This is a genomic window from Vibrio phycocola (assembly GCF_054404255.1).
Window position 1 is genome coordinate 43,989 of sequence record NZ_JBTAMQ010000015.1, and the last position, 12,959, is coordinate 56,947.

General features: G+C 41.2%; 12 protein-coding genes and 1 riboswitch. Of the genes, 3 read left to right on the top strand and 9 right to left on the bottom strand.

Features of this window, described 5'->3' with window-relative positions:
* The first annotated feature begins 96 nt into the window (after window positions 1-96).
* Window positions 97-699 carry a cob(I)yrinic acid a,c-diamide adenosyltransferase gene (cobO, locus tag ACXJY6_RS16910; RefSeq protein ID WP_456052546.1) on the top strand — a complete coding sequence of 201 codons (603 nt, stop codon included), beginning with the start codon at window positions 97-99 and terminating at the stop codon, window positions 697-699.
* Window positions 700-809: 110 nt separating this feature from the next.
* Here cobO and ACXJY6_RS16915 read toward each other — a convergent pair whose 3' ends face one another.
* From ACXJY6_RS16915 to apbC, 4 genes are all read right to left on the bottom strand, one after another.
* Entirely contained in the window at window positions 810-2,984 is a 2,175-nt protein-coding gene (locus ACXJY6_RS16915; protein WP_458769058.1) for an AsmA family protein, read from the bottom strand.
* Between the two features lie 82 nt (window positions 2,985-3,066).
* A complete protein-coding gene (gene udk, locus ACXJY6_RS16920) occupies window positions 3,067-3,708 on the bottom strand; it encodes a uridine kinase (protein WP_456052548.1) in 642 nt (213 codons plus the stop codon).
* Window positions 3,709-3,941: 233 nt separating this feature from the next.
* Window positions 3,942-5,525, bottom strand: a complete 1,584-nt coding sequence (locus ACXJY6_RS16925; protein ID WP_458769059.1) for an FMN-binding glutamate synthase family protein — start codon at window positions 5,523-5,525, stop codon at window positions 3,942-3,944.
* Window positions 5,526-5,659: 134 nt separating this feature from the next.
* The gene (apbC, locus tag ACXJY6_RS16930; RefSeq protein ID WP_458769060.1) at window positions 5,660-6,727 is read right to left on the bottom strand and encodes an iron-sulfur cluster carrier protein ApbC; all 1,068 of its coding nucleotides are present in this window, start codon (window positions 6,725-6,727) and stop codon (window positions 5,660-5,662) included.
* A gap of 158 nt (window positions 6,728-6,885) precedes the next feature.
* On the opposite strand from apbC, the gene metG reads away from it, so the two are divergent.
* Window positions 6,886-8,931, top strand: a complete 2,046-nt coding sequence (metG, locus tag ACXJY6_RS16935) for a methionine--tRNA ligase (RefSeq protein ID WP_458769061.1) — start codon at window positions 6,886-6,888, stop codon at window positions 8,929-8,931.
* A 213-nt stretch (window positions 8,932-9,144) separates the two neighbouring features.
* On the top strand, window positions 9,145-9,966 hold the full coding sequence (locus ACXJY6_RS16940; RefSeq protein WP_456052552.1) for a hypothetical protein: 822 nt from the start codon (window positions 9,145-9,147) through the stop codon (window positions 9,964-9,966).
* A 43-nt stretch (window positions 9,967-10,009) separates the two neighbouring features.
* Here the strand turns inward: ACXJY6_RS16940 and ACXJY6_RS16945 are convergent, their stop codons facing one another.
* From ACXJY6_RS16945 to moaA, 5 genes are all read right to left on the bottom strand, one after another.
* On the bottom strand, window positions 10,010-10,426 hold the full coding sequence (locus tag ACXJY6_RS16945) for a CBS domain-containing protein (RefSeq protein WP_456052553.1): 417 nt from the start codon (window positions 10,424-10,426) through the stop codon (window positions 10,010-10,012).
* 126 nt (window positions 10,427-10,552) lie between these two features.
* Entirely contained in the window at window positions 10,553-11,017 is a 465-nt protein-coding gene (gene moaE, locus ACXJY6_RS16950; RefSeq protein ID WP_458769062.1) for a molybdopterin synthase catalytic subunit MoaE, read from the bottom strand.
* Between the two features lies 1 nt (window position 11,018).
* The gene (gene moaD, locus ACXJY6_RS16955) at window positions 11,019-11,264 is read right to left on the bottom strand and encodes a molybdopterin synthase sulfur carrier subunit (protein ID WP_456052555.1); all 246 of its coding nucleotides are present in this window, start codon (window positions 11,262-11,264) and stop codon (window positions 11,019-11,021) included.
* Window positions 11,261-11,740: a cyclic pyranopterin monophosphate synthase MoaC gene (gene moaC / locus ACXJY6_RS16960; RefSeq protein WP_456052556.1), complete on the bottom strand. Its 480-nt coding sequence runs from the start codon at window positions 11,738-11,740 to the stop codon at window positions 11,261-11,263. The genes moaD and moaC overlap by 4 nt, the downstream gene beginning before the upstream one ends.
* A gap of 94 nt (window positions 11,741-11,834) precedes the next feature.
* A complete protein-coding gene (gene moaA / locus ACXJY6_RS16965; protein ID WP_458769063.1) occupies window positions 11,835-12,824 on the bottom strand; it encodes a GTP 3',8-cyclase MoaA in 990 nt (329 codons plus the stop codon).
* Window positions 12,813-12,953, bottom strand: a riboswitch (molybdenum cofactor riboswitch). (Overlaps the previous gene by 12 nt.)
* Window positions 12,954-12,959: the final 6 nt, after the last annotated feature.

Below are 12,959 nucleotides of genomic sequence, written 5' to 3' on the forward strand. Positions count from 1 at the left end.
ATCACTTAAATCCCGCGTGAATTCAACGGTTTTTGTTCTAAAACAGATAGGTTAAGATAAAAATTACGAGGCGAAACACCAATAAAGGAACATAAGATGGCAAACGACAACGCACAGAACCGCCATAAAGAGCGTCAACAGAAAGTAAAGGAAAACGTTGATGCTAGAATTGCCGCCGCTCAAGATGAAAAAGGCCTTCTTTTAATCATCACTGGAAATGGCAAAGGCAAATCAACATCAGGATTTGGCATGATCACTCGCGCCCATGGTCATGGACAAAAATGTGCTGTCGCTCAATTTATCAAAGGCACGTGGGATAACGGCGAGAAGAATCTGTTAGAAAAGCTAGGGGTCGAGTTTGAAGTCATGGCCACCGGTTTTACTTGGGAAACTCAAGATAAACAAGCCGATACCGACGCAGCACAAGTTGTTTGGCAGAAATGTAAAGCAATGTTGAAAGATGACTCTATCGATGTTGTTCTATTTGACGAACTGACCTATATGACCAATTACGGGTATATCGAGTTAGATGAGGTTATCGAAGCAATTTCAAACCGCCCTGCTATGCAATCTGTGATTATCACCGGGCGTGGTGCTCATCGTAATTTAATCGAATTAGCCGATACGGTATCGGAAGTACGTAATGTAAAACACGCCTTTGAGAATGGTATTAAAGCTCGCAAGGGTATTGATTGGTAAATCATTTTCTCGCTGATTAAGGGCACTGTATTACTGCACTAAACCACTAAGTAACAGCAGACCAACAGTGTCCCTATTTCTTCACCTTTTTTTAGTAAAAGGTTGATCGATTAGAGGATTTTTTTCAGCAATTTATTCATCGTATCTTTTGTCTGCTCATCTTTAATTTTACTGTTGATTTTTTCTTGAAGCCTATCGACTTCCTCATCAATTTTTTCATCGAGCTTTGTCTTTTCTTTGGTAATCTTCTTCCTAGCACGCTGCTTCAGGATTTCATCAAGTGGAATATCTAGATCTGGCTTACTCCAACTGCCCTTTATTTCAACTGGGATAGTAATATCTTTTAGATCATCAACACTCGCTCCGCCTTGACCTTCAAGTGAGCCTACCACTGCTGTATCCAACCAAAACTTTATTTTTTCATTTATATAATTCGTTGAACCTTTGCCATGTATTCGTAATAAAGGAGACTGCATTGCTAGATTATTGGTAGAAAGCTCTCCATTCGCTAGCTTCAATGTTGCTGTTAGTGCACTGAAATCTGTTTCTTTTGCCGATATATCAAAGCCATCGCTCTCGCCGTTCAATTTGGCATTTACATTGCGAATCTGTTGCGCAATATTGAAGCCTTTTACCGCTCCATCGGTAAACTTTACCTCTACCGTTCCCGCTAAATTTTTCTTGATCTGGGTTGATGTTAAACCTTTACCATTAATGGTAGTCACTAAATTTCCGGTACCCTCGACGATGTCCGTCTCTGCAACAGCCTGCAACAACGGCTCGATTTGAACGCCAGTAAGGGTGTTATTAATCTGATATGTTGCAGGACTTTTCCTACCATCAAGTTGACCTTTGGCACTTATGCTACCTTGATACAAATTGGCTTCAAATGCTTCTAGCTTGACCAGTCCTCGTTTAATTGAAAACTTGGTTTTCGTTTCCGTCAGTTCAACATTGTTCGTCTTTAGCTCATCAATGGTCACAATACCAGCAACATCTAAATGTTTAAGAGCTGATAAATCAGGTTCAACTTCCACAGTGCTCGAATTGCTTGTTGATACAGTCGGTTTGTCTTCAGAATCAGAAGAACTTTGAGATGGCTTGGTCTCTTCGATATCAAGGAATTGGTCGATATCAATATCTGACCCATGCAGTTCAAAACGAATTTGGGTTACATCTGAAAAAGTGGCAACGGTTGCTCCTTGAAGCTCAATATCATTTGCAGACAACTCGTCGATTATCGCCTTTAATTCGCTGTTATTCAGATCAAACACAACATTTGAATCAAGAACAATATTCAATGGTGATTGAGGAAGTGTTTCACTTTCTATCTGCATACTCAGGTCTAATTGAGAAGCAGTGACAGACGTTAGCGCTTTATCAATAACTAAGCTCGATTGTCCGACCAAAGACAACGCCAGATCAGATACGACACCTTCCACATCTATCTGCAATTGAGTAGGCTCCCCAAATTGAAATTGATCCAGTACAACGTCTACTTTTGATATGGTATTAGAGCCATCATCAAACGATCCATTTACCTCAATACTGCGTAACGCATATTCCTGAAAATCAGGAGATAATGTAAATTTCGCACTACCATTGGTGATAAATGTCTTATCGTTGCTCTTACCCGCAACATCAAATGTAATTTGGCTCCATTCTCCAGGAGAGAATTCTGTCACACTAATATCTGCAACTTGCAAAAGACTCTGCACACCCGTTTTACGATCATTAAGCACTAAATTAGAATCTTTAATTGAAACACCTGCAACACTGATATGCCATGTATCTTCGACTTCTAGGGAATCATCAGCTCGACTCACCGATATAGAGGTAGAATTTTCATTACCATCGTTACTTGGATCAGAAGTTACGCCACTTACACTGTTACTCGCCGTAAAACTGTCTAGATTTGTGCGGCCATCGGATAGGGTTTCAATTTGAATATCAGCCCCCTTCAATACCACTTGACCGACCATCAATTGCTTCTTAAACAGAGGGATAAGTTCTATTGATACATCAATAGCGTTAACTTGAAATAGATTGGTTTCCTCAAAACCTTCAGGGTTTCGCATTGCTGTTTGACCAATGCCGAAGCCCAATGCAGGAAATAACTGCCAATGAATGTCACCGTCGATAACGAGATCAAGCCCTGTCGCTTTTTTGGTTTGCTCTACAATGAGTGGTTTAAATTGATTGGGGTTGATAAAAAATATCACAGCCACTAGCGCAGTAATTAGGATCACCAAAACAAAGACAACACCAATACGTAGCTTCTTCATAATACATTTCCCAGATCAAAAAATGGCACATTATCGTGCCATTAATTTACCCAAAATTTACTGGATATTTGTGGTTTTACCGTTAAGATTTCAATAATTTAGAAATATGAGCCTTCAAAACATCAATCGCTATTCGATTTTTACCGCCACGAGGGACGATAATGTCAGCATGTTGCTTCGATGGTTCAATAAATTGAAGGAACATCGGACGAACGGTTTCAGTATATTGAGATAATACCGACTCCATCGTTCTTCCTCGCTCTTGTACATCACGCTCAAGACGTCGCAATAAACAAATATCGAGTGGTGTATCCATAAAAATTGAGGCATGCATTAACTTTCTTAGCCTTGGGTCAGTAAGTAGCAAAATACCTTCTAAGATAATCACGCGTTTTGGTGTCATTGTATTCGTATTCTGAGTCCGAGTATGTTCCGAATAGCTGTATTCCGGTACCTCTACTGCTTCCCCATTTATTAACTGTTCTAAATGCTCACACAACAAATTATGATCGAGCGCGCTAGGATGGTCATAGTTTGTTTTAATGCGTTGATCCATACTAAGATGCGTTTGATCTTTATAATAGCAATCTTCAGTGATCACTCCGATATGAGTATCACCAACTTTTGCCAGCAATTCTCTGTAAATAGTGCTAGCAATCAAGCTCTTTCCAGAAGCTGACGCCCCAGCGATACCGATAATGACACATTGATGATTTTCAGGCATGTAAGCAATCCTAATTCAAAGCCAAAAGTTAAATGTTTGTCGCCGCGGAATTATAAAGAGTTGCTTACACAGATACCAGTCAACCATAGTCATAAATCCATACTATTATCACTGTTACTGGCTAAAAAAGTTTCAAGTTGCTGGTTACCATCTTTTTCTATCAGTTAACCAATATGAAAATGACAAAAAGGGCTCAATCGCCCTCTTTGTCATTTTTTTACATCAGTTGTCGATTACCAAGATGCAGCATTAGCTTCTTGCATATCATAGCGCCAACTTTCGGGAATGGTTGTTTCGTCTAACAAGGATTTTTCTGCCACTGTTGGATAAAGTTGAGCATAGTTTTTTACGTCGGTTCCTTGCACTCGGCGATTTATATGCTGAGGTTTGAGTTCATGAATGCCATTGAGGCCTGCCGCTCCAACCAATTCAACTAAGTTTTTAATGGTTTCTCGTTGGAAGTTAGCTACTCGCTGTGCTTTGTCAGTCACGACAATGGCTTTGTTTCGAGAAGGGTTCTGAGTTGCAATCCCTGTTGGGCAGTTATCGGTATTACAAGTACGAGCTTGAATACACCCCAAAGACATCATCATACCGCGAGCAGAGTTCACAGTATCAGCACCTAATGCAATCGCCCTGAGAATATGAAAAGCAGAAAACATTTTTCCAGAGGCGATAACACGTATCTGTTGTCTTAACCCAAAACCAATCAAGGCATTATTGACAAAAATCAATCCATCTCTAATGGGTGCTCCGACAGAGTTGGTCATTTCGGTTGGCGCAGCACCTGTTCCGCCTTCACCACCATCAACGGTGATAAAATCGGGTAAAATACCTGTCTCGATCATCGCCTTACATATCGCTAGAAACTCATCCTGTCGGCCAATACAGAGTTTAAAGCCAACAGGTTTACCACCCGATAAATCTCGCAATTGCTTAACAAAGTATAATAACTCTGTTGGAGTAGAAAAAGCGCTGTGTGAAGGAGGTGAAACAACATCTTCTCCCATTGGGACATGGCGGATCGTTGCTATCTCTTGAGTTAATTTAGCGGCAGGCAAGATTCCACCATGGCCGGGCTTCGCGCCTTGAGAAAGTTTTATCTCAATCATTTTAACCACTTCTTTTTTTGCATTTATTGCAAATGTATCAGGATTAAAACCACCTTCATCATTTCGACAACCAAAGTAACCAGTACCGATTTGCCAAACAATATCCCCACCGTGCTCTAGGTGATAAGGGCTGATACTTCCCTCTCCGGTATTATGAGAAAAACCACCAATTTTCGCGCCGCGGTTCAATGCCATAATTGCATTTTTGCTTAATGCTCCATAACTCATTGCTGATATATTGAGTGGAGAAGCCATATAAGGTTGGTGACAGTCTGGGCCGCCAAATTTAACTCGAGGATCGAGATCAGAAAGGTGTTTGGGTTGCATAGAGTGATTAACCCACTCATATCCAGCGCGATTTACATCAAATATGGTACCAAAAGGGCGTGTATCTCTTGCACCTTTTGAGCGTTGATATACTAACGAACGGAATTCCCTTGGAATAGGCATTCCACTCGTTTCATTCTCAACAAAATATTGTTGTATCTCTGGTCTAATTGATTCTAACAAATATCTAAATCGCCCAAAGACTGGGTATAACCGACGAATAGATTGTCGATGTTGACACATGTCATAAAAGCCAATTAAAACAACAGGTATTACGACTATATAGAGCCACAGCCAGGCTTGAGAAAACAATGATAAAGCCGCTATTAATATTACTGATACAATCGAAAATCTGACGAAAACTTGGCGTACTGTCATAAAGAAATACCCTTATAGCTATATTAAGTGTCTCGTATCAACAGTCGTCACTAGACTGAATTCTGGTTATTCAACATGCCCAAACGAAAAATTAACTAGTTAATATCTTATCATTTGGAACATGTGTTCAACTATCAGACAGCCATAGTCATAATTAATTCCGCATCCACACTTCCAGACCAGTACATCCTAGAAGAAATTTGCTCCGACATCGCGACATAGTACCCAGCAAACTCACTTTCAGGACGAGCTATCATGGTTGGCGTGCCAGAATCAATATCTTCACGTAATTGACGGTGGAGTGGCATTTGCCCCAATAAAGGAATGGAATGACGCTCCGCCACCTTAGCTGCTCCTCCCGTACCGAAAATATCGTCGTGTTTCCCACAATGACTACAAATGTGATAACTCATATTTTCAACAATACCGACCACAGGGACGCCAACCTGATTAAACATTGCGATACCTTTTTGAGCGTCTGCAAGTGCCATATCTTGAGGAGTGGTAACCACCACCGCACCGGTAACTGGAATTTCTTGCGATAACGTAATTTGGATATCACCCGTACCCGGTGGCATATCGATCACCAAATAGTCAAGATCTGGCCACTCAGTCTCATTTAACAATTGACCCAATGCCTTAGATGCCATTGGACCACGCCATATTGCGGCATCATCTTGACTGACCACATAGCCGATGGAGTGTGTTGCAATGCCATGAGCCGTTATTGGTTGCATCCATTTTCCATCACGAACTTCTAGTTCACGCCCACGAGTACCAAACATCAAGGGCAACGATGGACCATAAACATCCGCATCCAAAATACCGACTTTAGCTCCACTATTAGCCAGTGCAAGAGCACAGTTAGCAGCGGTCGTTGATTTTCCGACCCCTCCTTTTGCAGAGGTAATCGCAATAATATTCTTAACCCCGTTTATTTTTTTAGGGTTGTGAGATTTTAATGACTTAATTTTTTGAACCACTGACACATCACAACCCAATGCTTGTGACACCGATTGTTCTATAAGCCATTGCTCAAGATCCAATCTTAATGTGTGACTCGAAAACGGCAGTGCAATGACAATTTTTCCCTGCTGCAAAATAATAATGTTTGGATCTTTGCTCCAGTCGGAGATCAGTAAAGGGTGCTGGTATTGGCTCAGAATTGAACGAGCCTGTTCAAGTATAGTATTCGTAGACATAGTCGTCCTCCATTGACTACATGCTACCACTGCTAGACCTATGGAAAAAGCCTTCAATTAATATAGCTTTACCGCTTGTGTGACTTGGCGTAATCAGCTGCATCAGGTACTATTAACCCTCTCATTTTATACCCATCAAACAAAGCGAAAATTAAAGTATGGCAACTCAACCAAGAAAAATTTTGGTCACTTGTGCCCTTCCATACGCGAACGGTTCAATCCATCTAGGTCATATGCTCGAGCATATCCAAGCAGACATTTGGGTGCGTTATCAACGCCTGCGAGGCAACACAATCAATTTCATCTGCGCCGATGATGCTCACGGTACACCGATAATGCTGAAAGCACAGCAGATGGGTATAACTCCAGAAGAGATGATTGCTTCAGTAAGTGAAGAGCACCAAAAAGATTTTGCAGGCTTTGATATTAGTTTTGATAACTATCACAGCACTCACAGTGATGAAAACCGAGAACTCTCTGCACACATCTATACTCAGCTCAAAGCCAATGGTTTTATTTCAAGTCGTACGATTTCTCAACTCTTCGACCCAGAAAAAGAGATGTTCTTACCGGACCGTTTCGTTAAAGGTACTTGCCCAAAATGTAAGTCTGAAGATCAGTATGGTGATAACTGTGACGCATGTGGTGAAACCTATAGCCCAACCGATTTGATCAATCCAAAGTCAGCGGTATCGGGTGCAACACCAATCATGAAAGATTCAGAGCACTTCTTCTTCGATCTTCCTCAGTTTGAAAGCATGCTAAAAGAGTGGACACGCTCTGGTTCATTACAGACAGAAACAGCAAATAAGATGCAAGAGTGGTTTGAGTCTGGCTTACAGCAGTGGGATATTTCTCGTGACGCACCTTATTTTGGTTTCGAAATTCCTGGGGAAGAGAATAAGTTTTTCTATGTATGGTTAGATGCTCCGATTGGATACATGGGCTCATTCAAAAACCTATGTGATAAACGCCCTGATCTTAGTTTCGATGAGTATTGGAAAAAAGACAGCAGTGCCGAGCTCTATCACTTTATCGGTAAGGATATCGTCTATTTCCACAGTCTATTTTGGCCTGCGATGCTAGAAGGCTCTGGTTTTAGAAAACCAAACAACGTATTTGTTCATGGGTATGTCACTGTCAATGGCGCTAAAATGTCTAAATCTAAAGGGACATTCATCAAGGCTAGCACCTACTTAGAGCATCTAGACCCTGAATGCCTACGTTACTACTACGCGGCAAAACTGAATAACCGGATTGACGACCTCGATTTAAATCTCGATGATTTTACTCAACGAGTAAACTCTGACGTTGTGAACAAAATTGTAAATCTTGCATCACGTAATGCAGGTTTCATTAGCAAACGTTTTGATGGTCAACTGTCAGCAGACTTCGCAGACCCAGAACTGTATAAAGAGTTTGTCGATGCAGGAGAGCGAATTGCTGAATGCTACGAAAACCGAGAATTTTCTCGCGCTATTCGTGAAATCACGGCGCTGGCTGATAAAGCAAACCAGTATATTGACGAAAAAGCCCCATGGGTCATCGCAAAACAGGAAGGCAAAGACAAAGAGCTACAAGATGTATGTTCTGTTGGCTTAAACCTATTCCGAGTGTTAATGACTTACCTCAAGCCAGTGATGCCTACTTTGACCGAGCGCACTGAAGCATTTTTAAATCAAGAGCTAACGTGGGAGGCATTAGACACACCGCTGACGTCTCATCAAATCACCAAATTCAAAGCGCTGTTTAATCGTATCGATAGCAAACATATCGACGCGATGATCGAAGCATCAAAAGAAGTTGCAGCTCAAGAAGTTGCGGCTGCGCAAAGTGCAACTCAAGACGAAACCGAGCTGAGTAAAGATCCAATTGCCGAAGAAATTGAATTTGACGATTTTGCAAAAGTCGATATGCGTATCGCTAAAATTATTTCGTGCGAGTCAGTGCCTAAAGCCAACAAGCTACTTAAGTTCCAGTTAGATATTGGAGGAGAGACTCGCCAAGTGTTCTCTGGTATTAAAGCGGCTTATTCACCTGAAGAATTAGTCGGAAAATACACCGTGATGGTGGCTAACCTCAAGCCGCGTAAAATGAAATTTGGTATGTCTGAAGGGATGATTCTCGCAGCAGGTCCAGGTGGAGATGAGCTATGGATTTTAGAACCTCATGATGGTGCCCAACCAGGTATGAGAGTCATGTAGACACATATTATTTGTAGTAAAACCATATACCCCTGATTGATATCAATCAGGGGTTTTATTTATTGAACCATGATCACACCCTTGACCAACAACGAACTAGGTTGGTGCAAAGCAATAGATAATTAATGGTTATTATACTGATTTAATTAGATATTAATCATGGCATCATTCATGCTAAACTTAATATAAATTCTTGTGAGGGAGGCGTGATGTATGTTTGTTACCATTTCGATTTTAATATCGTTAGCTATATTAGGGCTTATGCTCTATCAAGCAAAACAACGCAATTCTACTCTGCAACGGAAATATGAGTTACTCATTGGACTTCGTCAAACTTTATTCCTTTGCCGTCAGCACCGCCGAGCCACTCATCATACTTTAATGTTTGGTGAAGAACGGAATGCTGAAGTAAGTCAATTGCAAGAGTCGATGCAAGAAAAAACAGCACAACTCATTGCTACTGCGAACGTTGACAGTAAACCAATGTATCGTGTTTTACAGCTAAAATTGAATACACTAATCAAAGACTGGGACCAACGTTCCGTTTCAAATAATCAAATTATTCACGGTAAGTCTATCCGCCATTGTATGTTTCTCATGGATGAAGTGGTACTTTCATGGTTGGTTGATGTTAATCGCATCGATTTAAGTGATGAGTATCATATGAATTGGCAGCAAGTCATCGATACCATGGATGCATTAACTCAACTAAGAGTGTGTATTGAGGATATGAATAGTTCCGAAGGACGCTTACGATTAATCCACTATTCTGAGAGCATTTGCCGTAAGTTAAATCAACTTGCACTCATCAACTCATTAATGATTTCATCGCCTACATGTGCAAATGCAATCAAATTTCTAAGTGATATTAACGATGACTTAAGCACAGAATTCGATGCAGAAGAAATGTATCAAATAACCGCAGATATATCTCTTACAGTGGCAAATGTGTATGACCAAATGCTGAGCGACCTCACTGAAAGTCTCTATATCCCATTACCAAAGTTACTCACAACCTCTGATAACGCAGCGTAATCAACGACTAAAAAAAGCTAGAGCCACAAATGTGGCTCTACTTTTAAACTGGATGTTTGAAGCAATTTTTTAAGCTGTTGTCGATAGCAACTAACGCAGCCCTACGAGTAATAAGTCCAACCAATTTCCCATCATCAATAACCGGATAAACCTTTGGCTTTCCAATTGTCATCCGCGAGGCAAGTTCAATAATGGGCATATTTGAGTCAACTGATAGTACTTCAGTCGACATGCAATCACCGACGACATAACTATCCTGACAGTAGTAACTAACCTTCACCAATTTATCAATCAAATCCTGTTCTGACAAAAAGCCAATAACTTGCTTACAATCATCAATAACCGGACCACCAAATTGCTCTGAGCCAATTACTTTTTCTAACGCCGTCGCGAGCGACATATCAGGCGTGAATGTAACCGGCTGTTTGGTCATATAGTCTTTAACTTTTTGCGATTCCATACTTTATACCTCTTCTTCAATGAATGAAGCCAACATACTCAGTGTGGACTATTTTTACTCAATTGAGCAATGGATTAAATCTATTTCTCTCATTGTTGTAGACTATCAACGATAAATTTGTGTGAATTACGACTTCTTTAACTGCCATTCTGAAGCTGCTTGGTGATCAATATCTCGAGCTTCCAGCCAACGTTCATCATCTAAAGTGCGTTCTTTTTTCCAAAATGGTGCTTTGGTTTTGAGTAAATCCATCAGAAAATGGCACGCGTCAAATGCTTCACCACGGTGCAAACTGGTGACAATCACTAATACTATCTGGTCACCAATATCTAAATCACCAATACGATGAATGACAGTAATATCCATCAACTGCCAACGAGCTTGGGCCTCTTCGGCTAGTTGAGTTAAAACTCGTTCCGTCATACCAGGATAATGCTCTAGTTTTAAGCCAGTAACACCATCGCCAAGATTCATATCTCGAACTTTACCAACGAACGTAACAACAGCGCCAACGTCTGTCGAAGCTGTCACTCGTTCATATTCAGTAGCTAATGAGAAGTCTTGCTCCTCAACACGAATTGTAATCGCCATCTTAACCTCCAGTGACAGGAGGGAAGAAAGCAACCTCATCGCCATCATTAACTTGGCTGTCAAAGTTGGCGATTTCCTGATTGATAGCAACAAGTAATTGGTCTGACTCAAGGGCAAGTTGCCATTTATCTGACTGTTCTGCTAGATGCTGGCGAAGTGATTCAACGTTTGAAAAGTTCGCATCAAGGGAAAGCTCACCAACTCCCACGAGTTCGCGCGTTTGAGCAAAGAAAACGACTTTAATCATAATTCCACCTTAAAATCACCAGATTTACCACCACGCTTTTCCAATAAACGCACATCTTTTATTACGATGTCTTTTTGAATCGCTTTGCACATGTCGTATACCGTCAGCGCAGCAACAGAGGCAGCAGTGAGTGCTTCCATCTCTACCCCTGTTTTCCCACTTAATTTACACAAAGACTCAATACGAATCTGACAGAGCGATTCGTCGACTTCAAGTTGCACTTCTGCTTTGGATAAGAGTAGAGGGTGACATAACGGAATCAAGTCCCATGTTTTTTTCGCTGCTTGAATTCCTGCAATCCTCGCAGTAGCGAAAACATCGCCTTTGTGATGTTGGCCTGAAATAATCAAGTCTAACGTTTGCTGTGAAACTTCGACAATCGCTTGCGCTCGAGCGACTCGGACACTTTCATCTTTGGCTGACACATCAACCATGTTTGCTTCGCCAGATGAGTTAACATGAGTTAGTTCGTTCATTTTTGTACTTCTTATTAGTATGTAGCATAAAAATACAAGGACAGTGAAAGGCCTAATCCTTGTGGACTAAAATTTAACCGAAAATACCGCTTACTTAACCACCAATAGATGCTAAATGTGGTGTCATTCCAGTATTACCTTCATGAAGAAAGTGAGTCGCTTCTTTATTTTGTAGGGATAATGCTATTCTTTCAATGAGCTCCGATTGCTGATCATCGCGAGCTAGCAAATCACGTAATTCGACACCAGATTCACCGAATAAACATAAATGAAGTTTGCCTTTAGCAGAGACTCTTAAACGATTACAGGTCTGACAGAAATCTTTACTATAAGGCATGATTAACCCTATCTCTCCAACATAATCAGAATGAGAAAAGACTCGAGCAGGTCCATCAGTAACACCGCGACCTTTCTCTTGCCAGCCTCGCTGAAGCAAATATTCCATAATCGTCATACCCGAAAGATGCTGCTCTTGGAAAAATTTATCCATACTGCCGGTTTGCATTAACTCAATAAAGCGCACTTGTAGTGGTCTATCTTTAATCCAATCAAGAAACGCTGGCAGCTCTGCAGCATTATGCTCTTTCATTAATACCACATTAATTTTGACTTGGTCGTAACCTGCGGCCAAAGAGACATCGATGCCTTGCAAAACCTGCTCAAACCGGTTTTCACCAGTGATTTGGTGGAACATTTTTGAGTTCAAGCTATCGACACTGATATTAAGTTGGGTAAGACCCGACCGCCGCCATTGCTCCGCATGTGTAGCTAAGCGGTACCCATTGGTGGTCATCGCGAGTTTCGAGATCTGAGGCACGTCTGATATCGACGCTATGATGTCGTTAAAATCTCGACGTAAGGAAGGCTCTCCACCTGTGAGACGAACTTTCGAAGTGCCACACTGCGCAAAGGCACTGGCAACTCGACCGATCTCATCAAGAGAAAGAAATGAGGAATTTCGCTCACCGTTGGAGCGATAGCCATCGGGAAGACAATATGTACACTTAAAATTGCATACATCCGTCACCGACAGGCGTAAGTAATGAAACTTACGCTGTAAGTTATCTTTAAATTGTTCAGCCACGTAACACCTTTCCAAGCACGGGAGGCAAGAGCATTTCTGTTCTTCCCCTTGGGTCTATAGACCACTGGCTAATTCAGCGTATTCACACATAGTGAACTTAGCCTCATCAGCTCGGAGTTATGGCACCACACTAGC

What these genes read in the sequence shown, in the direction of transcription:
- cobO (WP_456052546.1), top strand. Translation starts at nt 97, where the DNA reads ATGGCAAACGACAACGCACAGAACCGCCATAAAGAGCGTCAACAGAAA.
- ACXJY6_RS16915 (WP_458769058.1), bottom strand. Translation starts at nt 2,984, where the DNA reads ATGAAGAAGCTACGTATTGGTGTTGTCTTTGTTTTGGTGATCCTAATT.
- udk (WP_456052548.1), bottom strand. Translation starts at nt 3,708, where the DNA reads ATGCCTGAAAATCATCAATGTGTCATTATCGGTATCGCTGGGGCGTCA.
- ACXJY6_RS16925 (WP_458769059.1), bottom strand. Translation starts at nt 5,525, where the DNA reads ATGACAGTACGCCAAGTTTTCGTCAGATTTTCGATTGTATCAGTAATA.
- apbC (WP_458769060.1), bottom strand. Translation starts at nt 6,727, where the DNA reads ATGTCTACGAATACTATACTTGAACAGGCTCGTTCAATTCTGAGCCAA.
- metG (WP_458769061.1), top strand. Translation starts at nt 6,886, where the DNA reads ATGGCAACTCAACCAAGAAAAATTTTGGTCACTTGTGCCCTTCCATAC.
- ACXJY6_RS16940 (WP_456052552.1), top strand. Translation starts at nt 9,145, where the DNA reads ATGTTTGTTACCATTTCGATTTTAATATCGTTAGCTATATTAGGGCTT.
- ACXJY6_RS16945 (WP_456052553.1), bottom strand. Translation starts at nt 10,426, where the DNA reads ATGGAATCGCAAAAAGTTAAAGACTATATGACCAAACAGCCGGTTACA.
- moaE (WP_458769062.1), bottom strand. Translation starts at nt 11,017, where the DNA reads ATGGCGATTACAATTCGTGTTGAGGAGCAAGACTTCTCATTAGCTACT.
- moaD (WP_456052555.1), bottom strand. Translation starts at nt 11,264, where the DNA reads ATGATTAAAGTCGTTTTCTTTGCTCAAACGCGCGAACTCGTGGGAGTT.
- moaC (WP_456052556.1), bottom strand. Translation starts at nt 11,740, where the DNA reads ATGAACGAACTAACTCATGTTAACTCATCTGGCGAAGCAAACATGGTT.